This window comes from Brucella sp. GW823-FHT04E01 (assembly GCF_058796175.1).
Genome location: NZ_JBXAIK010000004.1, coordinates 696,415 through 717,742 on the forward strand (window position 1 = coordinate 696,415; position 21,328 = coordinate 717,742).

The following is a 21,328-nucleotide window of genomic DNA, read 5'->3' on the forward strand; positions in this document are numbered from 1 at the left end:
GTGAACTGAATTGACTCCAGAGTATTTCAGACATTAACGTTTCGTTAACAAATGAGTAACTGGCGAGAGCCAAAGGGCGTTGAGTATGTTTTGCGTTGTTCGCTCGACCACAAAGATTATGGCAGTCGCCGGTTTTGCAGTTTCGCTGCTGATGGCAAGCTTTGGTGCGGAAGCCGCCTCCGGCGACTTCATGCAGACCGGCAAGCTGACCTCGCAGCCGATTGGACATTATGAATTCTGCAAGCGCGAAGCCAAGGAATGCGGCATCACCAGCCGCGACACCCGCGCACTGCAGCTCGACCATTCAAACTGGCAGCGCATCGTCGAGATCAATCTTTCGGTCAATGAACGTATCAAGCCGATGACCGACATGGAAATCTATGGCGTCGAGGAATACTGGGCTTACCCGACGACTGTTGGCGACTGCGAAGATTACGTCCTGCTGAAGCAGCGTGAATTGCAGAAGGCCGGCATTCCGATCACCGATCTTCTGATCACTGTCGTTCGCAAGCCGGACGGTGAAGGTCATGCAGTCCTCACCGTTCGCACGGATCGCGGTGATTTCGTTCTCGACAATCTGACCGATGAAGTCATGCGCTGGAACGAGACCGATTATACTTATCTGAAGCGTCAAGCAGCCAACGATACCGGTCGCTGGGTCACCATCGAAGGCCCGGACAACCTCCTCGTCGGTTCGGTACGCTGACACAAAACCTTCCCCATATGTTTTTGAAAACGTCCCGGAATGTGCTATTCATTCCGGGTCTAAAAAGGAGAGGTCGGTGCGGTTAGCCCGATCCCCGTTGCAAAGCGGGTCCTGGCCTTCGCAATTGTTTTCATTTCGGCAAATGCGTCGAGTCCCTTGACCTTACACTCCGATGCAATGGTGTATTGGAGAACAAAAGGTCTTGGTCATGAAACAGCAAATCTCCGTCATTACAATTGGTATCGCCGACCTCGAGTGCTCACGTCGTTTTTACACGCAGGGTTTCGGCTGGGCACCTGTTTTCGAGAATGAAGAAATCATCTTCTATCAGATGAACGGTTTCGTTCTCGGAACCTTCCTGAAAGCTTCGCTCGAAACCGATATGAACCGCAAAGGCCTCCAGCAGCTCGGCGCATTTTCTCTTGCACATAATGTGGAACTGGAAACGGATGTCGTGCCACTGATGGACCGGTTGGTTGGGGCTGGTGGCAAACTGGTGCGTTCGGCTGACGCGCCGAGCCAAGGTGGTTTTCGCGGCTATGTCGCCGATCCTGACGATCACGCCTGGGAAATTGCATGGAACCCGGCCTGGGCCATCGATGAGAATGGACTTGTAACGTTCGGAATATGAACTCAATGGGTTGGCAACAGGGCGCGAAATGCGCCCTGTTGTTTACAATGATACGGCTATTGGGGGGCGTATGAAGAAAATCTACTTTATCTCGCATCCGGAAGTCGTGATCGATCCCGCAAAGCCTGTTCCGTCGTGGAACCTGTCGGAGCGCGGAATTGAACGGATGCGCTCCTTTGCCAACCAGCCTGAACTGCAATCGATCACATCGATCTGGTCCAGCACGGAAGCAAAGGCAACTGAAGCTGCTGAAATTCTAGCGGATATTTTGAGAGTCCGTCTATTAACCGACAGCCGCTTTAACGAGATCGACCGAAGCACCACTGGCTTCCTGCCCGCCGAACAACACGAGACTGTAGCCGACCAGTTCTTTTCCGCACCCGAAGCGAGTATTCACGGCTGGGAGCGGGCCATCGATGTGCAACAACGCATCGTGGAAGGTTTTGAAGCGGTGAAATCATTTCCGGCCTCCGGAGACATCGCGATTGTCGGCCACGGTGGTGCCGGTACGCTACTGCTCTGCTTTCTGGCCGGACGTCCAATCAGCCGCCAGTATGATCAGCCCTTTCAGGGCCATTACTGGTGTTATTCATGCGAAGACAAATCCGTCCTTCATCACTGGAAGCCGATAGCGCCACGCTGAAATTTCCTCATCGTACTGTCTAAGCTACATAGCAGTTCCGCAGACTGACCATTTGCGTTATTCTCCGATTCTGGTTGCTTCCAAGCCTCCCCCCTCCGTCCGGGAAAGCATTTTTCATGCAGGAAGATGAAATCATCGAACCAACTGTTCGGGCACATGCACAAGGAGGGACTGCAATGACAGCTCGTCACAGGAGGTTTATCGATGCGGTTATCGTCACCTATCTATCACCTGAAGCGGCTTGCCAAGCGTTTGGCAAATGATGCTGATATTCCACTTCACGAAGCGCTTGATCGCGTTGCCGCGCAGGAGGGTTACAGAAGCTGGAGCCTGCTCGTTAACAACACATCCGCTCCCGTTTCTGCTCGCGAAATCTATGGCTATCTCAAGTCCGGCAGCATGGTGCTGATTGGCGCCAGACCGGGCCATGGGAAAACCCTGTTGAGTCTTGATATAATGATTGAGGCCATGCGAGATGGCAATTACGGCCTTTTCTTTTCGCTTGAATACACTGAGACGGATATCGCCGGACGCTTCAAGGCACTCGGCGTCGATCGCGATAACTTCCGGCATCTATTCCGTTTCGATTGCTCGGATGCCATCTGCGCGGATTATATGATCGCCAAACTCGACGCTGCTTCGGCTGGAACCGTCGTGATCGTCGATTATCTGCAGATTCTCGATCAGAAGCGGGAAAAGCCCGACCTGTCGACCCAGATTGCGGCGCTCAGGTCATTTGCTTCAAAGCGAAGGCTCACCATTCTGTGTATATCGCAAATCGACCGTTCCTTTGATCCAGCGGCAAAGCCGTGCCCAGGGATCGAGGATGTTCGGCTTCCCAACCCGCTTGATCTCACATTGTTCGATACATGCCTCTTTCTCAACAATGGCGAGATTCGCGTGCAATCGCGTGATCGGATGAAGACGCTTGAAAACATGACGTCGTAGAAGATGTTCAGGCTACGGAAACCAGCCTTTCCGCACCCATGCGATAGGATATGGCGCTGGCCAAATGAATGCGACCGACTTTGTCGCTCCCGTCCAGATCGGCCAGCGTCCGGGCGACCTTCAGAATGCGATGATAAGCGCGGGCAGAAAAACGCATCTGCTCGCTTGCGTCACGCAAAAGCTTGAGGCCTGCCGCATCCGGCTCAGCAACCTGTTCGATCAGTTTGGCCGAGCAATAGGCATTGGTCAGGGACGGTTCCAGACCGAGCGCTGAATAACGCTGGGTCTGAATCGCACGAGCGCGGGAGACGCGTTGCGCGACCGTCTCGCTCGTTTCCGACCGGGATGGCTTGATAAGATCGAAGGCAGAGACGGCAGGCATATCCACCCGCAAGTCTATACGGTCGAGAAGCGGGCCTGAAATACGCGCCTGATAATCGGCCTGACAACGGGGCCCCCGCGCGCAGACATGACCGGGTTCGCCCGCCATACCACAACGGCAGGGATTCATGGCGGCGATCAGTTGAAAGCGCGCTGGATAGCTGGTGCGATGATTGACGCGTGCAATGAGACATTCGCCGGTTTCGAGTGGCTGACGCAAGGAATCCAGCACCTGTGGCGAGAATTCCGGAAACTCGTCCAGAAACAGCACACCGTTATGCGCAAGCGATACCTCGCCCGGACGCGCACGCAGTCCACCGCCGACCATTGCCGCCATCGACGCCGAATGATGCGGCGCGCGGAACGGACGGCGATCTGACAGTTTTCCACCCGAAAGCTCACCCGCAATCGAGGCGATCATCGATACGTCCAGCAATTCGCGCGGAGAAAGGCGAGGCAGAATGGATGGCAATCGCTGAGCAAGCATGGATTTGCCGGATCCCGGCGGTCCGACGAGCAGCAGATTGTGATTGCCTGCAGCGGCGATTTCGAGCGCTCGCTTGGCGGTCTCCTGCCCCTTGATATCGGCAAGGTCGAGTTCCGCTTCACCGGAAATCCGCATGGATGGTTCCGGCCGGGTCAGAACCTGCGTGCCGCGAAAATGGTTGGCAAGGGCGATCAGGCTGCGCGGAGCCAATATATCAATGTCCGCACCCGCCCAGGCTGCCTCAGGCCCACAAGCATAAGGGCAGATGAGTCCCTTCTCGTCCCGGTTCGCACCGATTGCAGCAGGCAGGACGCCTGCCACCGGCGTTATCGAACCATCGAGCGACAATTCACCCAGAACGAGATAGGACTGGATCGCATCCGCCGGGATAGCGCCGATCGCCGCCATAAGCCCGACAGCAATGGGCAAGTCATAATGCGACCCTTCTTTCGGCAGGTCGGCAGGTGCCAGATTAACCGTCACCCGTTTGGTCGGCATGGAAAGGCCCGAGGCGTGCAACGCCGCTTGCACCCGCTCCCGGCTTTCTGCCACGGCTTTGTCCGGCAAGCCGACAATGGACATGCCCATCTTGCCCGGCGCGACCATCACCTGCACGTCGACAGGCACAGCTTCTATGCCTTGAAAAGCAACTGTTCCAACCCGCGCGACCATGTGCCCCCGCTCGCCACGCACCACATCTCTTAAGTGAGTAAAGACTCAAATACAACTTAGAGAGTTAAGCACGAGCGAGCGGTAAACTCAAGAACGTTAAGAGAACAAATTAACGCTTGGCTTCGACCGCATCCCAGAACAGGGCTGCTATATTAGTCCCGTCGAAACGCTGGATTTCGCGGATACCAGTTGGAGAGGTAACGTTGATTTCGGTCATGTAGTCGCCGATCACATCAATGCCGACCAGAATGAAACCACGTTCTTTCAGTGATGGGCCAATGCGCTCGCAAATCTCGCGTTCACGTGGCGTAAGCTTGCTTTGTTCCGCACGCCCGCCGACATGCATGTTGGAACGGGCATCGGTTTCCGACGGCACGCGATTGATTGCACCGACAGGTTCCCCATCAATCAGGATGATGCGCTTGTCGCCGGCGCGTACGTCCTTCAGATAACGTTGTGCAATGAACGGCTCCTTGAAGAGCTGACCGAACATTTCCAGAAGCGAGGTCAGGTTGCGGTCACCATCGGCCAGATGGAAGACGCCCGCACCGCCATTACCGTAAAGCGGCTTCAAAATGATGTCGCCGAACTCGCGACGGAAATCCATGACTTCCTGCGGGTCCTTGGTGATGAGCGTTTCCGGCATCAGGTCGGGAAACTCTGTCACAAAGATTTTTTCGGGGCTGTTGCGCACCCATGCCGGATCGTTGACAACCAGTGTTTTCGGGTGAATCCGCTCCAGAAGATGGGTGGTGGTGATATAGTTCATGTCGAAGGGCGGGTCCTGACGCAAAAGCACCACATCCATTTCCGACAGGTCGCGGCGGATCGGCTCACCCAGCGTATAGTGATCGCCCTTGACGTCGCGCACTTCCATCTTTTCCAAGCGGGCGGAAACGACGCCATCGCGCATCGAAAGCCGGTCTGGCGTATAATGGTAAAGCTCATGACCGCGCTTCTGCGCCTCGAGCGAAAGGGCGAATGTGGTGTCGCCCGTAATATTCACCGTGCTGATATGGTCCATCTGGACCGCGACTTTGAGAGCCATGATTTCCTCGCGATTCGAAGTTGCGGGAAATCTAAAACGGAATGACTGGGCAACATAGTCCTTTCTCTCAATCCGTTCTCGGGCGTTGGCTGTGCACTCACAATGCTTGAAGTTGAACTGGATCAGCTTTCATCCGTTGATTATGTTGGATGCAATCGCTTCGGGCGTCTCGGGAGGAAAAAGTGACCGTCGTTAAAACTACCCTGTTTGCCGACCATGTAGCAGAACTGGGCGAAGGCCCCGGCTACGATCCACTGAGCGGAAATGTCTGGTGGTTCGATATTCTCGGTCAGAAACTGATCGAGAAGAACTGGGACAGCGGTGAAATCCACGTCCATGCGCTTGGCATGAAGGCCAGCGCCCTCGCCGTTATCGACCGTGACCGGCAGTTGATCGTCAGTGAGCATGGGCTGTTCATCCGCGAACGCGCCAATGGGCGACTGACCCTTCATCACCCGCTTGAAGCCGACAATGAAATTACCCGTTCCAATGATGCGCGCGTGCATCCATCAGGATCGTTCTGGATTGGCACGATGGGCAAAAAGGCCGAGACCGATGCAGGCTCGATCTGGTGGTATCGCGAAGGCCAGGTGAAAAAGCTTTTCTCCGGTATCACGATCACCAATTCAATCTGCTTTTCTTCCGATGGAACGATCGCCTATTTCGCCGACACGGATCGCAACATCATCTGGCGGGTCGATACGGATCCTGAGACCGGCCTACCGATATCCGACAAAAGCGTCTTCCACCACCGGGCCGAAGAAGGCGGTGTCGATGGCTCGGTCGTTGATGCGGACGGCACGCTGTGGAATGCCTGCTGGGGCGGCAGTTCGCTCAATGCCTATTCATCGCAAGGCCGCCTGATCCGCTCGATTTCACTGCCGGTCCGCCAGCCATCATGCCCTGCTTTTGTCGGACCGGATGCAACGGTGATGATCGTGACCAGTGCCAATGAAGGACTCGACGAAGAGGCTCGCCGTTCCGATCCCCATGCCGGAAAGGTTCTGCTGCTCGATCTGACGCTTGCCGGACGGCACGATCCGCCGGTTCGGCTCTAAACAGCAAATAAAAAAGAGCCCCTGCGGGCCCTTTGATTTAGAGCATAATCCGACCGAAGTGAAACGAGGATCGATAAGATTATGCTTAAAATATAATAGGTTAGAGTTCCGATCAGATCCTATCTGATCGGCACTCTAAACGCCTTCGACGATGACGATTTCACCATCCGCAACCGTCTGGCGGATCGCCTTCGCCGCCTGATATTCCGGCGAATTATAGCAATCGAGCGCGTGCTGCATGGTTTCGAATTCGATGATCACGTTGCGGGCGCGACCTTGTCCCTCAACTGCATCAGCCGTGCCGCCACGAGCGATGAAATTTGCACCATAACGTTCAAATGCCGGTTTCGCCGTTGAAACATAATCCTTGTATCGCTCGGGATCACGGACATCCACACGGGCAATCCAGTAGGCTTTAGTCATGCTGTTTCCTCCACTAGCTCGCAATCTTTTCTACCGCATTATCCCGCGCAAAACCGCTTCGCACTTTTGCTGGAAATGCTCTAGGCAACGGAACGCATTTCGTCGAGAATGGCAAGGGCTGCGGCTTTGCGATCAACCGCGCCGACAATTGGACGGGCAACGACCAGATGGCTGGCTCCGGCCTTCAAGGCATCCGCAGGGGTCATGACCCGTTTCTGGTCGCCCTTTTCCGAACCGGCGGGACGAATGCCCGGCGTGACGATGGCCATATCCGGGCCGACCGCCTGACGGATGGCTGCCGCTTCGACCGCGGAAGCAACAATGCCGCCCATACCAGCCTCACGCGCCTGAAGGGCGCGTTTCAGCACCAGCGTTTCGGCATCGTCAGAATAACCTGCTTCCCGCAGATCGGCATTGTCCATTGAGGTTAGAACTGTCACGCCGAGCAGGCAGAGGTCTGATCCTTTGGCGGCTTCCACCGCTGCCCGCATCGCTTTCGGATAGGCATGCAGCGTGAGCATGGAAACACCCATCTTCGCGACATTCTCAACACCCTTCGCGATGGTGTTGTCGATATCAAGCAGCTTCATGTCGAGGAAGACTTTCTTCTTCGCCGCCACAAGGCTTTTTGCGAAATCGAGACCACCCGCAAAAACCAGCTGATAGCCGATCTTGTAGAAGGAAACAGTGTCGCCCAGCTCTTCGACCGCCTTCTCAGCATCGGCGATGGTCGGCACGTCGAGGCCCACGATCAAGCGCCCGGATGCTTGATCGCGCAAATCTGTCGTCGTCATGAGAGTCTCCGTGGTGATTTTTATTCTCTTCGCACAACAAGACTCGTTACGAAAGAGACGGAATCAGCTTTTTGCTTCTTCCACCCGTGCGATGAGGCTGCGGCAGACAGCGGAGAGCATTCTCGCGCTGCGTTCTTCTTTCAGCGTACCATCGTCATTGAACGCCACCGATGCATGACCGACCGAGCATTGCTCGGTGACGATCTGTACGCCGACATTCATCAGAACGGCGCGCAGGTGGTAGAGTCCACGCATACCGGCAAACATACCGTCGGAGCTGGAACAGAGGCCGACAGTCAGACCGGCATAAGGCCTGAACGGCCTGTCTCCGTCTCTTGAAATGCGACTGACCCAATCGATGGTGTTTTTCAGAAGCGGCGGGATCGATGCATTATATTCCGGCGAGCAGATCATCAGACCGTCCTGTTCGGCAAACAGGCGACCGAGTCGCATGGCGTTCTCGGGAACGCCATGCTCGTTTTCCAGATTCTGATCCATGATCGGCAGCGGATAGTCGGCAAGCGTGATGCGCGTGACCTGCGCACCTTGCGCCCGTAATTCTTTCTCGGCGGCATCTGCCATATGGCCGGAAAAAGCGCCGATGCGAACTGAACCCGCGAAGACGAGAATACGTGCAGTCATGAAAAGCCTCGTGCGAAACTAGTGGATTGAATTTGACGTTTGAATCCCGACTGAATGAGATGCTGTTTCAAACGTCAAATTCGAAAAATCCACTAGATACATAAAGTTACTAGTGGTCATTACGATTCCGACATTTGCTCGACGCTTGTATCAGAGGGACGCAAATGTCGGAATCAGACCACTAGACCAAAGGGCTGCGATAAACCCAAAGCTGCGCCGGTGGCACATTGCGCACCACGAAATCATAGTGCTGGACCGTATAATTGCCGCGACCGGCTGGAACCGGTGGCAAGGGACCATAGGTGATCTGCATCAGAGGCCGTCCGTGTGGAATGCGTGAAAGCAGGCTTTCCACGAGCTGGATGCGCTTGTCCATCGGGAAATTGAGCATCGGCACCGCAGAGATGATGCAGTCGAATTTCTGGTCTTTCTTCTCACCCAACGCGCTATCGAGATCGAAGGCATCACCCTGAATGATGTTGACCTCCGGAAAGATCGTATTCAAGTGATCCACGAAGTCCTGCGAATATTCGATGGAATAGAGGTCGGCAGGTTTCACGCCCTGTTTCAGGATCGCCTTGGTAATCACGCCCGTGCCCGGTCCGAGTTCCAGAACCGGAAGACCGGAACCGGTATCGATGACGCTCGCCATACGGCGCGCGGTAATGGAACTCGTCGGCAAAATAGCGCCGACCGCTTTCGGCCCGTCTATCCATCCCTTGAAAAAACGGATCTCCTCATCGAACTTAGCGGCCAGTTTCCTGCCGAGCTGTCCTGCCATTCTTGCTGCTCCCATTGTCGTTATTGGACAAGTTTATGCCGCTTTGAATTCCCTAAGCAAGGCGTGAATAAGGAAAAGAACAAAAAAGGGAGCCAAAAGGCTCCCTTTATTATTCACCGATACCTTCAAAGAATTCTTTCATCCTTGAGAAGAACCCCGCTGATTTCGGGCTGTTCTCTTGCGAGGAAAGTTTTTCGAACTCTTCCAGCAGTTCACGCTGGCGTTTGGACAGGTTCTGCGGCGTCTCAATGTCGATCTGTATATAAAGATCGCCAACGGCGGCCTGACGCAGAACCGGCATGCCCTTGCCCTTGAGGCGGAACTGCTTGCCGTTCTGTGTGCCGTCCGGAACCTTGACCCTTGTCTGCGTGCCATCGAGTGTCGAAACTTCGAACTGGCCGCCAAGCGCCGCAGTCGTCATCGAGATCGGCACCTTGCAATAAAGGTCGGAACCGTCGCGCTGGAAGAACTCATGCGGCTTGACCGAAAGGAAAATGTAGAGATCGCCCGATGGGCCACCGCGCATACCGGCCTCGCCTTCACCGGAAAGACGGATACGGGTGCCATCCTCAATGCCAGCAGGAATATTGACCGACAGTGAACGTTCCTGGGTGACGCGGCCCTGACCATGGCACTTGCCGCAAGGATCCTTGATCATCTGTCCGCGACCATTACAGGTCGGACAGGTGCGTTCCACCGAGAAAAAGCCCTGGGCAGCGCGAACGCGGCCCGAACCTGAACACATGGTACAGGTGGTCGGCTGGGAACCGGCCTTTGCCCCGGAACCCGAACATTCATCGCAGGTAATGGAGGTTGGAACGCGGATTTGCGCGGTCTTGCCCGCATAGGCTTCTTCCAGCGTCACTTCCATATTGTAGCGAAGATCGGCGCCGCGTTCGCGTCCGCCATTGGAGCGACGGCGACCACCACCCATCATCTCGCCAAAAATGTCTTCGAAGATATCGGCGAAACCGCCAGAGCCACCAAAACCGTTGCCGAAGCCGCCGCCCATGCCGCCATTTTCAAAGGCTGCGTGGCCGAACCGGTCATAAGCGGCACGCTTCTGCGGGTCCTTCAGCGTTTCGTAAGCTTCACCGATTTCCTTGAACTTGCGTTCAGCTTCCGGATTGTTCGGATTGCGATCCGGATGGTACTCCATCGCGAGCTTGCGAAAGGCGGTTTTCAGCACCTTATCGTCTGCCGTTCTTTCAACACCCAGAGCTTCGTAGTAGTCGATCTTCATCAGTTCGTTATCCCGGCGGCAGGAACGCGCCTTTTGCTTTCACGGACATCGTATCCCGAAACCGGTCCCCAGATTCGTGCGACACGCCCCAAAGCGTTCAACACTTGTCAGGGGCCAGCGTTTCCAATTGTTCATCTATCGAAGCGCCTTCCGACTCAATGCGTCAGAGCAGCACTCCGGGTTTCAGCGTCAACACCACTTTGCCCGAAACCGTCTCATGCTTTTCAAGATGTATGCAGGCCAGCGCGATTTTTCAAATAGAGGCTGATCTGCCTGATATTTCCATCGGTACTTTCTACCGATACCGGCCAATATGCAGGCTTATACAAAACCTGCGAATATGAACATCTCGAAAATTGGCAAAAGCCCGGGGCAGAGCCCCGGGCTTGAGCGTATAGAGCCTGAAATTACGACTTCTTCTTGTCGTCGTCGATTTCTTCGTAATCGGCGTCGACAACATCGTCGTTCGAAGCAGCTTCTTCGCTACCGCCGGCAGAACCGGTTTCAGCAGCCTGAGCGGCCTCATACATGGCCTGACCAAGTTTCATGGAAGCTTCGGCGAGCGTCTGCGTCTTGGCTTTGATGTCCTCGGCATCGTCGCCTTCAAGCGAGGTCTTGAGGCTTGCGAGAGCATCCTCAATGGCCTTCTTGTCGTCAGCCGAAACCTTGTCACCATATTCGCTCAGCGACTTTTCGGTCGAATGAACGAGGCTTTCGCCCTGGTTCTTGGCTTCCACGGCGTCGCGGCGCTTCTTGTCAGCTTCGGCATTCGCCTCGGCGTCCTTGACCATCTTTTCGATGTCGGCATCGCTCAAACCACCGGATGCCTGGATGCGGATCTGGTGTTCCTTGCCGGTGCCCTTGTCCTTGGCCGTCACGTTGACGATACCGTTGGCGTCGATGTCGAAGGTCACTTCGATCTGCGGCACGCCACGCGGTGCGGGCGGAATGCCGACGAGGTCGAACTGGCCGAGCATCTTGTTGTCGGCAGCCATTTCACGCTCGCCCTGGAAGACGCGGATCGTCACGGCCGACTGGTTGTCTTCGGCGGTGGAGAAGGTCTGCGACTTCTTGGTCGGGATCGTGGTGTTGCGTTCGATCAGACGGGTGAACACGCCGCCCAGCGTTTCGATACCCAGCGAAAGCGGGGTCACGTCGAGCAGCAGAACATCCTTGACGTCGCCCTGCAGAACGCCTGCCTGAATTGCCGCGCCCATGGCGACGACTTCATCAGGATTAACGCCCTTGTGCGGCTCCTTGCCGAAGAAGGCCTTCACGACTTCCTGAATCTTCGGCATGCGAGTCATGCCGCCGACCAGAATCACTTCGTCGATTTCGCCAGCCTTGAGACCGGCATCCTTCAGCGCTGCCTTGCAAGGCTCGATGGTGCGCTGGACGAGATCGTCGACCAGGCTTTCGAACTTGGCGCGCGACAGCTTGATGGCAAGATGCTTCGGACCGGTCTGGTCGGCCGTGATGAACGGCAGATTGACTTCGGTCTGCTGCGCGGACGACAGTTCGATCTTGGCCTTTTCGGCAGCTTCCTTGAGGCGCTGCAGAGCGAGCTTGTCGTTCTTGAGGTCGATGCCGCTTTCCTTCTTGAACTCGGCCACGAGGTATTCGACCAGACGCATGTCAAAGTCTTCACCGCCGAGGAAGGTGTCGCCATTGGTCGACTTCACTTCAAAGACGCCGTCACCGATTTCGAGGATCGACACGTCGAAGGTACCGCCGCCAAGGTCATAAACAGCAATGGTCTTGCCTTCGTTCTTGTCCAGACCGTAAGCGAGTGCAGCAGCCGTCGGCTCGTTGATGATACGCAGCACTTCAAGACCGGCGATCTTGCCGGCATCCTTGGTTGCCTGGCGCTGAGCGTCGTTGAAGTAGGCCGGGACGGTGATAACCGCCTGCGTAACCGTTTCGCCGAGATAAGACTCAGCGGTTTCCTTCATCTTCTGAAGGATCATCGCAGAAACCTGCGACGGGGAATATTTCTTGCCGTGGACTTCAACCCAGGCATCGCCATTGTCGCCCTTGACGATCTGGTATGGGACAAGGTCCTTGTCCTTGGTAACCATCGGGTCGTCAAAGCGGCGGCCGATCAGGCGCTTGACCGCAAAAATGGTACCTTCCGGATTGGTGACGGCCTGACGCTTTGCAGGCTGGCCGATAAGACGTTCGTCACTATCCGTGAATGCAACGATCGAAGGGGTTGTACGCGCACCTTCGGCATTTTCGATGACCTTCGCGTTTTTGCCGTCCATGACGGATACGCAGGAGTTGGTCGTTCCTAGATCGATACCAATTACTTTAGCCATATTTCTCTCCATTCAGCAAACCGCCAAGACCTCTACCGAGCGTTCCATGGGCGGTTCCTATCGGTTTCACAATGCGCTTTTCACGATGCTTGTCCAGATACCGGACCGGTTTCCAGACGCACATCAATGCCCTGTGCGAGGCGTATATAAGAAACGCGGTTTTTTACTGCAAGTCACAACAGCCAAGCTGAGGCAGATTCCGCACCCGGAAATACTGACAGGGACCTATCGACGTACAAAATAGGGGTCGCCGCTGCACTACATAGTGCGCGCCGACCATCATACCATAGCCGATTTGCCGTCTTTTGCCGCTCGGTAGATCGCATCGATGAATTTCTGGTTCGCCTTCGAGTTTTCAAGCGAGAAAAGCCGCGCATCCTTATCGCCACGCGCAGCACGCACAAAACTCTCGGCCTGAAGCTGATAATGATTGGCGTCACCGAACGACCATTCCGTCGCCTTCGTGTGACCGGCATCGAAAAGCGCGATGCTGCCATGACCATATTTGCCGGTATTGAACGGCGCATAGACTTCGATGAAGCCCTTGTCGCCATGGAAAACCATCGTTTGTCGAGTGCCAAGTTGCGTGGCGACATAGAAAGTCAGGTCAAAACCGTCGAAGCGCGCCGAAACATTGGCATAACGGTCGGTGCCGAAGGCCGGATCATATTCGACCGACGCCTGAACCGACACCGGTTCCTGACCGGTAACCATACGGGTTACCACGGTCGGATAGACGCCAATATCCGGCAGGGCGCCGCCACCCAGTTCCGGCTGGTTGCGCATATTGCCCGGATCGACATTGAAATAGGAAAAAGCGCCCTGCACATGGCGGAGCCTGCCGATAGCGCCTTCGGCCAGAAGTTCCTGCAGCTTGATCCACTGCGGATGGTAATAGACCATGAAGGCTTCAGCCATCGTAACCTTATGCCTGTCACGCGCGGCAATAAGCTGGTCGATATCGTCGGCCTTGAGTGCAATCGGCTTTTCGCACAGGACATGCTTGCCTGCTTCAGCCGCCTTGAGGCTCCATTCGATATGCTGCGAGGTCGGCAGCGGTATATAGACGCCGTCGATAGCGTCGCTGGCCAAAAGTTCTTCATAGGAACCGAATGCCAGCGGTGCACCGAAACGGTCGGCGACGGCGCGTGCCCGCGACAGGTCGCGGCTTGCAATGGCATGAACAATGCCATTTTCGGACGCGCAAAGCGCTGGAATTACCTGCGTGACGCCAATCTTGGCAGTTGAAAGGATACCCCAACGAAACATGCTGTTCCCTCTTTCATTCAAAGCAAGAACCGGACTCATTCCGGCGTGTCCCAGTCCTGAACTCTCAGTTCCGGCCAGAATTTCAGCGCGCGGGTTGCCTTGATCTCATGCGTTTCGCGGTTATCGATGGCACGATTGGGCCGAATGCGAAATGAAAAAATATCGTCAAAGCCGAATGGAGCGTGGATGAGCAGCCCATCTTCCGTCACCTCGCCGTCTTTTGCCAGCCGCGCACCCACACAATGGGCAATCGTCGAATAGCGTTCTATCGATTCGGTCGCAGAGCGAAGCGGTGCATAGGGCTGTCCAAAGCGCTTTTCGAACCACAGATGCACCCGCGCCTGATTGCGAACTTGCACCGGAAGCGGAAAGTCGCGGAAGACGTCAGCCCCGCGGGTGATAACCGCATCCTCTGCCTCCCAGGAGAGATCGCTGCTGTCGAAATAGATAATATCGAGATCCTTGATCCCATGCAGAGCCTGTCGCCTAGTCAGCCGATTCCAGATGGTGTTGTAGAGGGCACCGGAGACGAGCCAGAATTTGGATGATTCCCCGCCGAGTTCATGCAGCCGATGCAGCGCATCCATCAGCAGCGGGCTTTCCAGAATCATCTGTGAAAAGATATCCCGCTGCCGTGCGAGTGGCAGACCGGCATGACGCAAATGGTTCGACGTTGCCTTCATTGACCGCTCCCCGACCCATGGCGATAAAAGTCGATGAATGCGCGCAAGGCCGGGCGCATCTGGCGGCGGCTTGGATAATAGAGATAAAGCCCGGCGAAAGGCTGGCACCAGTCTTCCAGGACCCGGACAAGACGTCCATTCGCCAATGCATCGTGAACATAGGCTTCGAACAGATAAGCAAACCCCGTACCGTTCAGGGCTGCTTCCAGAATAACCCTGTCGTCATTGACAATCAGAGGTCCCTCAATGGCGATTTCCTGCACTTCGCCCGCTTTTTCGAACTCCCAGCGATAGGTTCGCCCGCTCGGAAAGCGATGGCGAATACATGCGTGCTGCAAAAGATCGCGCGGTTCGACGGGAGCTGGACGGTTATTGAAATAAGCCGGTGCCGCGACGATTGCCGCACGAACATGCCCGGTCAGCCGCGTTGCAATCATGTCCGCTTCGAGGCTTTCACCAAGACGCACACCTGCATCGAAGCCCGCCGCCACGATATCGGTGAAGCCATTTTCCACCCGCAGGTCGAGTGTAATATCGGGATAAGCTCTGGCGAACTCGCCCAGACGCGGAGCGATGACAAGCTGCGCCGCCACATAAGGCGCCGTGATACGCAACACCCCCGACGGACGATCTCGCGAATCAACGGCGGCGCCCAAAGCCGCATTGATCTCCTCAAGCGCCGGTGCCAGCCTCTCCAGCAATTGCCTCCCGGCCTCCGTCGGGGCAACGCTGCGCGTTGTGCGCGCAAGAAGACGCACACCCAGACTGTCCTCCAGTGTTGCCACTGCGTGGCTGACGGCTGAAGGTGCGATCGCCAGTTCCCGTGCTGCGCCACGGAAACTTCCATGCGCGGCAACGGCGGCTAGAACGGCAAGCTGTGACAGTTGACTTCGATTCATTGTTACAAATTACAGAACAAGCTGTGAAAATAAATCGGTATTATCGAACTGATCACCCTGTTTTATGGTTCGCAACATGATCCCGGGCTTGGGCGCAGGCAGCTTGAAGGCGCGTCCACCCAGAACCTCCTCCCGATCCTCCCGCACAATTCTCAGTACTTTCAATCAGCCATTCGAAAGGAACTACAATGCAACAGCGCAAACTCGGCCAGCAATTGAGCGTTTCCGCCCTTGGTTTCGGCTGCATGGGAATGACACACGCCTATGGGGGGCAGGACGAACAGGATGCAATCCGCACGCTGCACCGCGCCGTCGACCTTGGCGTGACATTTTTCGATACCGCGGAGGTCTATGGCCCGTTCGAGAATGAGAAACTCGTCGGCAAGGCGCTCAAGCCATTCCGTGAACGGGTGACGATTGCAACGAAGTTCGGCTTCAAGATCGAAGACGGCCAGATGAAGGGTGTCGATAGCCGCCCTGAACATATTCGCGACGTAGCCGAGGCCTCCCTGAAGCGGCTTGGCATTGATGTGATCGATCTGTTCTACCAGCACCGCGTCGATCCATCCGTGCCGATCGAAGATGTGGTTGGCACTTTGAAGGACCTGATCGATGAGGGAAAGATACGCGCCATCGGTCTTTCGGAAGCAGGTAGCACCACCTTGCGCCGCGCGCATGCGGTCCATCCGATCGCCGCGTTGCAAAGCGAGTATTCGCTATGGGCACGCGATCCGGAAGACAATGTGCTGCCAGTCTGCCGTGAACTTGGTATCGGTTTCGTACCCTATAGCCCGCTTGGGCGCGGTATGCTGACCGGCACATTGCGCTCACAGTCAGACCTTGCCGAAGACGATTTCCGCAAGACGCTGCCACGTTTCCAGCCGGGCAATCTGGAAGCCAACAACCGGCAGGTGGATCGTATCGTCGAGATCGCACAGGAAAAGCAGGTCACGCCCGCGCAATTGGCGCTGGCATGGGTGCTGAGCCGGGGCGATTTCATCGTGCCGATCCCCGGTGTCCGCAAGATCCATCATCTGGAAGACAATGTGAAAGCCGTGGACATCGTGCTGACGGAGCAAGATCTCAAGCGTCTGGATGAGATATCCGCACCCGCCCTGATCGCAGGCAAGCGTTACAACGAACAGCAGCTTGCTTTGACCGGTCTTTGATAAATGCTCCAAATAAAAGGGGAGCCCGTCGGGCTCCCTTTTTTACATCCTGCGCAGAGCTGGCGGTGCAAGCGTCAGAAGCCCGGCCAGTGTCATGGCAAAGCCGACCCATAGCGGTGCATGCAGGCCATAGCCTGCCTCCATTGCCTGTCCACCAACCCACGGCCCAAGTCCGAGACCGATATTGATGACCGATGCATGCATGGCGTTCACCAGCGCGCCCGGATGCGCGATCCGCATCACCCTCGCGATAAAGGCAGGATTAAGTGCTATGCCTGTCAGACCGATCATCACGATGGCAAGGATCGTAGCCAGTTTCAGCTCGGCGAAAAGCGCGAAAATCAGCATGGCCGACAGCATCAACACAAGACCGATGGCGATAGTCGGGATCGTGTGACGGTCGGCAAAGCGACCGGTGACATAGTTGCCGACGATATTGGCGCCACCATAGACGGCAAGCAGCAGTGGCACCTGCATCGCGGAGAAGCCGGCAAGCTCCACCGTGATCGGCGACAGATAGCTATAGACCGCGAAAGACGAACCGATGACGAGCGCGCTCGTGGCATAGGCGGCCCAGAGTTTCGGCTTGCGCATTTCCTTCAGTTCAGAGCGCAGATCGGCCTGCGGCGTATCGGGCGACGATTCGATCTTGAAGGCGATGACAAGGGCGCAGATCAGGACCAGAACCACAATGGCCCAGAAGCTCGCCCGCCAGCCGAACGCATTGGTGATCGCCGTCGCTATCGGCACGCCGAAGACGGTGCAGAGCATAAGACCGGCAAAGACCAGCGATGAAGCTCGCCCGCGCAATTCCGGTCCGACGAGCTGTGCCGTGATGGCAAGCATCAGCCCGAAGCTCGTTGCCGCCGCCATACCGGTCAAAACACGGGCGATCAGCAGAATTTGAAAACTGCTTGTGGACGCGGCCACGCTTTGCGCCGCTGCATAAAATACAAGCAGAATCAGAAGTCCCCGCTTGTTCTCGATCTTCAACGCCAGAAACAGGATCGTGACCAGCGGTCCGCCGATCATCATGCCAAGCGCATAAAGCGAAATGAGATTGCCGATATCGGCGATGGAACGGTCGAACGCCACCTGAAGTGAAGGCAGCATGCCCGAGATCATGAGTTCGGAAGTCGTGAGCGCGAACACGCCTAAGCTGAGGCAATAGACAACCAGCGGGATCGCTCGCGCCTTTTGCGAAGACGCAGAAACCTCTTCCGCCGCAAGGGCGGATTCGCACGTATCGTTCATGGGACGAATCCTATTTATATAGTGTAGACTACATAATTAATATCGCCTTGCCTGAAAGGGTCAAGAGAATTATATAAGGCTGATTACAGAAAGGGAGAAAAATGGTTCCACGCGGACGCCCGCGCAGCTTCGACCGCGATGCAGCGCTGGACAAGGTGATGAAGGTTTTCTGGGCCAAAGGCTATGAGTGCGCCCAGATCAACGACTTCACGACCGCCATCGGCATTACGCCGCCAAGCTTCTATGCCGCCTTCGGCAACAAGGAGCAGGCGTTTCGTGAAGCCGTCGACTATTATCGCCGCACCATCGGCACCGCTCCTTTCGATGCATTGGAAAATGCAACCACCATACAGGATGGCTTACGCCAATGGCTGGAACAGAGCGCAGACAGCGCTTTCGCCTGCCCGGCGGGCGGCTGTATGATCAGTGTCAGCTCAATCCAGTGCAAACCGGAAAATGTGCCTGTGAAGGAGTTTCTCCAGGCTATCCGACACGCAAATCATGAGCGGCTTTCCAAGCGCTTGCAGCAGGCGGTAGGGGCAGGTGATCTACCCTCCAATGCCGATACTGCACAGATGACCGAATTCTATCACATGATCCAGCAGAGCATTTCTTTTGAAGCCCGCGATGGCAATTCGCGCGCCGCGGTACAAAAGATCATCGATATGGCGATGATGGCTCTGCCAGCAAGGACGAGACAGGCCGCTGAATAGCTGCATTAGAGCGTCGATCTGACTGGATCAGATCGACGCTCTAACTTCTTCTATTACAAGCATAATCTTATCGATCCTCGTTTTACTCCGGTCGGATTATGCTCTAAAAAAGCCCGCCAGATGGCGGGCTTTTCATTTCATGCTTATCCGCGCAGCACACCGCCGGTCTGCTTGGCCACACTGGCCACTACCTGCTTCGATAGTGCTTCCAGATCTTCATCCGTCAATGTGCGGTCCTGCGGCTGCAGCAGCACTTCAACCGCGATCGACTTCTTGCCTTCACCCAGCGATGCGCCGGTGAAGATATCGAAGACCTGAACGCCAACAATTAGCTTCTTGTCAGCCGACGAAACTGCCTTCACTACATTTCCAGCTTCCACATCTGCATCCACCACAAACGCAAAATCGCGCTTGAGGCTCTGGAACTGCGAGAGGTTCAAAGCCGGCTTGGTGCGCGTGGATTTTGCCTTCGGCTCAGGGACCGCATCAATATAGACTTCAAAGCCGCAAAGCGCGCCCGAAGCATCGAGTGCTTCCAGCGTATCCGGATGGAACTCGCCGAAATAGCCCAAGATGACCTTCGGTCCGAGCTTCAATGTGCCCGAACGACCCGGATGGAACCATTCAGGACCACCAGCTTCGATCTGGATGCGGTCAACCGGAGCGCCAGCAGCTTCAAGTGCTGCCAATGCATCAGCCTTGGCATCGAAGACGCCGACGGGAGCCGCATTACCAGCCCAGAAACGGCCCGAGCCATCAACCTTGGCTGTACCGCGGCGCACGCCACCCGCCACGCGACGCTGCTTGTCTGGCGTATCGCCTTCATAGATTCCCGAAACCTCGAACAGTGCCGTATCGCCGAAACCGCGATCCGCATTGCGCTGTGCTGCGACCAACAGGCCCGGCAGAAGCGAAGGACGCATGTCCGACATATCGGCGGCAATCGGGTTCGCCAGCTTCAGTTCCGGCTTGCCACCACCAAAAGCTTTGGCTTGCGCGTCGGAAATGAAGGAATAGGTCACGGCTTCCATCATGCCGCGCGAAGCGAGCATGCGGCGGGCATGGCGGGTTCTGATTTGCAAGGTTGTCAGAATACGACCATTGACCGTGCCAAGCCCCGGCAGCGGCTGCGGGTCGATCTGGTTGATGCCATGAATGCGCATGACTTCTTCAACGAGGTCGGCCTTGCCTTCCACGTCGCCACGCCACGTCGGAACGGTGGCCTTTATAACCTTGCCGTCGCCTTCAACGCCGAAGCCAAGACGCTTCAGGATATCGAAGGATGCGTCGTAGGAAACCTCGATGCCCGTCAGGCGCTTGACTTCCGATACCGGGAAATCGATCACGCGCGGCGTAGGCTTGCTATATCCAACCACGTCGAGAACTGTTGGCTGTCCGCCGCACAGGTCCAGCACCAGCTTGGTCGCAATTTCCGCACCGGGCACCATCATTTCCGGATCGACGCCACGCTCGAAACGATAGCGCGCATCGGTAACGATGCCGAGTTCGCGGCCCGTGCGCGCAATCATGCGCGGGTCCCAGAGAGCCGATTCGATCAACACATCGACAGTGTTTTCATCGCAACCGGAATGCTCGCCGCCCATGATACCGGCAATCGATTCGGGACCGTTCTCATCGGCAATCACATACATGCCCGGCTTGAACTTATAATCACGCTGATCGAGGCCGAGAATGGTTTCGCCATCCTTTGCCAGACGCACCGTCAGATTGCCCTTGACCTTGGCAGCGTCGAAGACGTGCAGCGGACGGCCCTGATCGAAGGTCACATAATTGGTGATGTCGACCAGCGCATTGATCGGGCGCAGGCCGATGGCCTTGAGGCGCTGCTGCATCCATTTGGGGCTTGGGCCATTTTTCACGCCCTTGACCATGCGCAGTGCGAAACCAGTGCAGAACGGGTTCTCGGCATCCTGATCCAGAATGATCTTGACCGGGGTTTCCCCCTCGCCCTTGACGGCGTCCGGCAGCGTGTTCTTGAGCGTGCCTAGACCAGCAGCAGCAAGATCACGTGCAATGCCATGAATGCCGGTGCAATCGGCACGGTTCGGCGTCAGGCCAATCTCGATCACCGCATCGTCCAATCCGGCATAAGTCGCGAAGCTGGTGCCGACCGGAGCGTCTTCCGGGAGGTCGATGATGCCATTGTGCTCGTCGGAAAGCTCCAGCTCGCGCTCGGAACACATCATACCGAAACTTTCGACACCGCGAATCTTGCCGATGGAAAGCGTGACATCGAGACCCGGCACATAATCGCCCGGACGACCCAGAACGCCGACCAGACCGGCACGTGCATTCGGCGCGCCGCAAACGACCTGAACCGGTTTGCCATCGCCCGTATCGACGGAAAGCACGCGCAGCTTGTCGGCATCCGGATGTTGAACAGCTGTCAGGACCTTGGCAATCTTGAAGGCTTTGAAAGCAGCACGGTCGTCGACCGATTCCACTTCCAGACCAATATCGGTCAGCTTTTCGACGATTTGTTCCAGCGTCGCATCGGTTTCAAGGTGATCCTTGAGCCAGGAAAGCGTGAATTTCATTTGTCTTG

Annotated in this window: 20 protein-coding genes; 7 read left to right on the plus strand and 13 right to left on the minus strand. The window is 56.1% G+C overall.

Annotated features, from left to right (window positions below; genetic code table 11):
* Positions 1-85: 85 nt before the first annotated feature.
* From AC1RHM_RS18400 to AC1RHM_RS18415, 4 genes are all read left to right on the plus strand, one after another.
* Positions 86-706, plus strand: a complete 621-nt coding sequence (locus AC1RHM_RS18400; protein WP_010657744.1) for a transglutaminase-like cysteine peptidase — start codon at positions 86-88, stop codon at positions 704-706.
* Between the two features lie 208 nt (positions 707-914).
* Complete coding sequence (locus AC1RHM_RS18405; RefSeq protein ID WP_151576406.1) at positions 915-1,337, plus strand: VOC family protein; 423 nt, start codon at positions 915-917, stop codon at positions 1,335-1,337.
* A gap of 70 nt (positions 1,338-1,407) precedes the next feature.
* Positions 1,408-1,980, plus strand: coding sequence for a histidine phosphatase family protein (locus AC1RHM_RS18410; protein ID WP_029375820.1), 573 nt, complete (start codon positions 1,408-1,410; stop codon positions 1,978-1,980).
* A gap of 204 nt (positions 1,981-2,184) precedes the next feature.
* Positions 2,185-2,928 (plus strand): DNA helicase, encoded by a 744-nt coding sequence (locus tag AC1RHM_RS18415; RefSeq protein WP_010657741.1) that lies wholly within the window; start codon positions 2,185-2,187, stop codon positions 2,926-2,928.
* A gap of 7 nt (positions 2,929-2,935) precedes the next feature.
* On the opposite strand, the gene AC1RHM_RS18420 is transcribed toward AC1RHM_RS18415, so the two are convergent.
* The gene (locus tag AC1RHM_RS18420) at positions 2,936-4,468 is read right to left on the minus strand and encodes a YifB family Mg chelatase-like AAA ATPase (RefSeq protein ID WP_036578834.1); all 1,533 of its coding nucleotides are present in this window, start codon (positions 4,466-4,468) and stop codon (positions 2,936-2,938) included.
* A 109-nt stretch (positions 4,469-4,577) separates the two neighbouring features.
* Positions 4,578-5,516, minus strand: a complete 939-nt coding sequence (gshB, locus tag AC1RHM_RS18425; RefSeq protein WP_010657718.1) for a glutathione synthase — start codon at positions 5,514-5,516, stop codon at positions 4,578-4,580.
* A 182-nt stretch (positions 5,517-5,698) separates the two neighbouring features.
* Here gshB and AC1RHM_RS18430 point away from each other — a divergent pair, with 182 nt between their 5' ends.
* Entirely contained in the window at positions 5,699-6,574 is an 876-nt protein-coding gene (locus tag AC1RHM_RS18430; RefSeq protein WP_010657717.1) for an SMP-30/gluconolactonase/LRE family protein, read from the plus strand.
* Between the two features lie 135 nt (positions 6,575-6,709).
* Here AC1RHM_RS18430 and AC1RHM_RS18435 read toward each other — a convergent pair whose 3' ends face one another.
* From AC1RHM_RS18435 to AC1RHM_RS18475, 9 genes are all read right to left on the minus strand, one after another.
* On the minus strand, positions 6,710-6,997 hold the full coding sequence (locus AC1RHM_RS18435) for a DUF1330 domain-containing protein (RefSeq protein ID WP_010657716.1): 288 nt from the start codon (positions 6,995-6,997) through the stop codon (positions 6,710-6,712).
* A gap of 80 nt (positions 6,998-7,077) precedes the next feature.
* A complete protein-coding gene (gene pyrF, locus AC1RHM_RS18440) occupies positions 7,078-7,791 on the minus strand; it encodes an orotidine-5'-phosphate decarboxylase (protein ID WP_010657715.1) in 714 nt (237 codons plus the stop codon).
* 63 nt (positions 7,792-7,854) lie between these two features.
* Positions 7,855-8,433, minus strand: coding sequence for an NADPH-dependent FMN reductase (locus AC1RHM_RS18445; protein ID WP_010657714.1), 579 nt, complete (start codon positions 8,431-8,433; stop codon positions 7,855-7,857).
* 181 nt (positions 8,434-8,614) lie between these two features.
* The gene (gene pmtA, locus AC1RHM_RS18450) at positions 8,615-9,214 is read right to left on the minus strand and encodes a phospholipid N-methyltransferase PmtA (RefSeq protein ID WP_010657713.1); all 600 of its coding nucleotides are present in this window, start codon (positions 9,212-9,214) and stop codon (positions 8,615-8,617) included.
* Positions 9,215-9,323: 109 nt separating this feature from the next.
* Positions 9,324-10,457 (minus strand): molecular chaperone DnaJ, encoded by a 1,134-nt coding sequence (gene dnaJ / locus AC1RHM_RS18455; protein ID WP_010657712.1) that lies wholly within the window; start codon positions 10,455-10,457, stop codon positions 9,324-9,326.
* A 407-nt stretch (positions 10,458-10,864) separates the two neighbouring features.
* Complete coding sequence (dnaK, locus tag AC1RHM_RS18460; protein ID WP_010657711.1) at positions 10,865-12,775, minus strand: molecular chaperone DnaK; 1,911 nt, start codon at positions 12,773-12,775, stop codon at positions 10,865-10,867.
* Positions 12,776-13,054: 279 nt separating this feature from the next.
* Positions 13,055-14,044 (minus strand): Gfo/Idh/MocA family protein, encoded by a 990-nt coding sequence (locus AC1RHM_RS18465; protein ID WP_010657710.1) that lies wholly within the window; start codon positions 14,042-14,044, stop codon positions 13,055-13,057.
* Between the two features lie 35 nt (positions 14,045-14,079).
* On the minus strand, positions 14,080-14,727 hold the full coding sequence (locus tag AC1RHM_RS18470; protein ID WP_010657709.1) for a nucleotidyltransferase family protein: 648 nt from the start codon (positions 14,725-14,727) through the stop codon (positions 14,080-14,082).
* The gene (locus tag AC1RHM_RS18475; protein WP_010657708.1) at positions 14,724-15,626 is read right to left on the minus strand and encodes a LysR family transcriptional regulator; all 903 of its coding nucleotides are present in this window, start codon (positions 15,624-15,626) and stop codon (positions 14,724-14,726) included. The genes AC1RHM_RS18470 and AC1RHM_RS18475 overlap by 4 nt, the downstream gene beginning before the upstream one ends.
* Positions 15,627-15,814: 188 nt before the next feature.
* Between AC1RHM_RS18475 and AC1RHM_RS18480 the strand changes: the two genes are divergently transcribed.
* The gene (locus AC1RHM_RS18480) at positions 15,815-16,795 is read left to right on the plus strand and encodes an aldo/keto reductase (RefSeq protein ID WP_010657707.1); all 981 of its coding nucleotides are present in this window, start codon (positions 15,815-15,817) and stop codon (positions 16,793-16,795) included.
* 42 nt (positions 16,796-16,837) lie between these two features.
* On the opposite strand, the gene AC1RHM_RS18485 is transcribed toward AC1RHM_RS18480, so the two are convergent.
* Positions 16,838-18,049 (minus strand): MFS transporter, encoded by a 1,212-nt coding sequence (locus AC1RHM_RS18485; RefSeq protein WP_010657706.1) that lies wholly within the window; start codon positions 18,047-18,049, stop codon positions 16,838-16,840.
* 101 nt (positions 18,050-18,150) lie between these two features.
* Between AC1RHM_RS18485 and AC1RHM_RS18490 the strand changes: the two genes are divergently transcribed.
* Positions 18,151-18,762 carry a TetR/AcrR family transcriptional regulator gene (locus AC1RHM_RS18490; protein WP_010657705.1) on the plus strand — a complete coding sequence of 204 codons (612 nt, stop codon included), beginning with the start codon at positions 18,151-18,153 and terminating at the stop codon, positions 18,760-18,762.
* Between the two features lie 143 nt (positions 18,763-18,905).
* Here AC1RHM_RS18490 and pheT read toward each other — a convergent pair whose 3' ends face one another.
* Positions 18,906-21,320, minus strand: coding sequence for a phenylalanine--tRNA ligase subunit beta (gene pheT, locus AC1RHM_RS18495; RefSeq protein ID WP_010657704.1), 2,415 nt, complete (start codon positions 21,318-21,320; stop codon positions 18,906-18,908).
* Between the last annotated feature and the right edge of the window lie 8 nt (positions 21,321-21,328).

Coding starts and splice junctions, on each gene's coding strand:
- AC1RHM_RS18400 (WP_010657744.1), top strand. CDS start 86: ATGTTTTGCGTTGTTCGCTCGACCACAAAGATTATGGCAGTCGCCGGT.
- AC1RHM_RS18405 (WP_151576406.1), top strand. CDS start 915: ATGAAACAGCAAATCTCCGTCATTACAATTGGTATCGCCGACCTCGAG.
- AC1RHM_RS18410 (WP_029375820.1), top strand. CDS start 1,408: ATGAAGAAAATCTACTTTATCTCGCATCCGGAAGTCGTGATCGATCCC.
- AC1RHM_RS18415 (WP_010657741.1), top strand. CDS start 2,185: ATGCGGTTATCGTCACCTATCTATCACCTGAAGCGGCTTGCCAAGCGT.
- AC1RHM_RS18420 (WP_036578834.1), bottom strand. CDS start 4,468: ATGGTCGCGCGGGTTGGAACAGTTGCTTTTCAAGGCATAGAAGCTGTG.
- gshB (WP_010657718.1), bottom strand. CDS start 5,516: ATGGCTCTCAAAGTCGCGGTCCAGATGGACCATATCAGCACGGTGAAT.
- AC1RHM_RS18435 (WP_010657716.1), bottom strand. CDS start 6,997: ATGACTAAAGCCTACTGGATTGCCCGTGTGGATGTCCGTGATCCCGAG.
- pyrF (WP_010657715.1), bottom strand. CDS start 7,791: ATGACGACGACAGATTTGCGCGATCAAGCATCCGGGCGCTTGATCGTG.
- AC1RHM_RS18445 (WP_010657714.1), bottom strand. CDS start 8,433: ATGACTGCACGTATTCTCGTCTTCGCGGGTTCAGTTCGCATCGGCGCT.
- pmtA (WP_010657713.1), bottom strand. CDS start 9,214: ATGGCAGGACAGCTCGGCAGGAAACTGGCCGCTAAGTTCGATGAGGAG.
- dnaJ (WP_010657712.1), bottom strand. CDS start 10,457: ATGAAGATCGACTACTACGAAGCTCTGGGTGTTGAAAGAACGGCAGAC.
- dnaK (WP_010657711.1), bottom strand. CDS start 12,775: ATGGCTAAAGTAATTGGTATCGATCTAGGAACGACCAACTCCTGCGTA.
- AC1RHM_RS18465 (WP_010657710.1), bottom strand. CDS start 14,044: ATGTTTCGTTGGGGTATCCTTTCAACTGCCAAGATTGGCGTCACGCAG.
- AC1RHM_RS18470 (WP_010657709.1), bottom strand. CDS start 14,727: ATGAAGGCAACGTCGAACCATTTGCGTCATGCCGGTCTGCCACTCGCA.
- AC1RHM_RS18475 (WP_010657708.1), bottom strand. CDS start 15,626: ATGAATCGAAGTCAACTGTCACAGCTTGCCGTTCTAGCCGCCGTTGCC.
- AC1RHM_RS18480 (WP_010657707.1), top strand. CDS start 15,815: ATGCAACAGCGCAAACTCGGCCAGCAATTGAGCGTTTCCGCCCTTGGT.
- AC1RHM_RS18485 (WP_010657706.1), bottom strand. CDS start 18,049: ATGAACGATACGTGCGAATCCGCCCTTGCGGCGGAAGAGGTTTCTGCG.
- AC1RHM_RS18490 (WP_010657705.1), top strand. CDS start 18,151: ATGGTTCCACGCGGACGCCCGCGCAGCTTCGACCGCGATGCAGCGCTG.
- pheT (WP_010657704.1), bottom strand. CDS start 21,320: ATGAAATTCACGCTTTCCTGGCTCAAGGATCACCTTGAAACCGATGCG.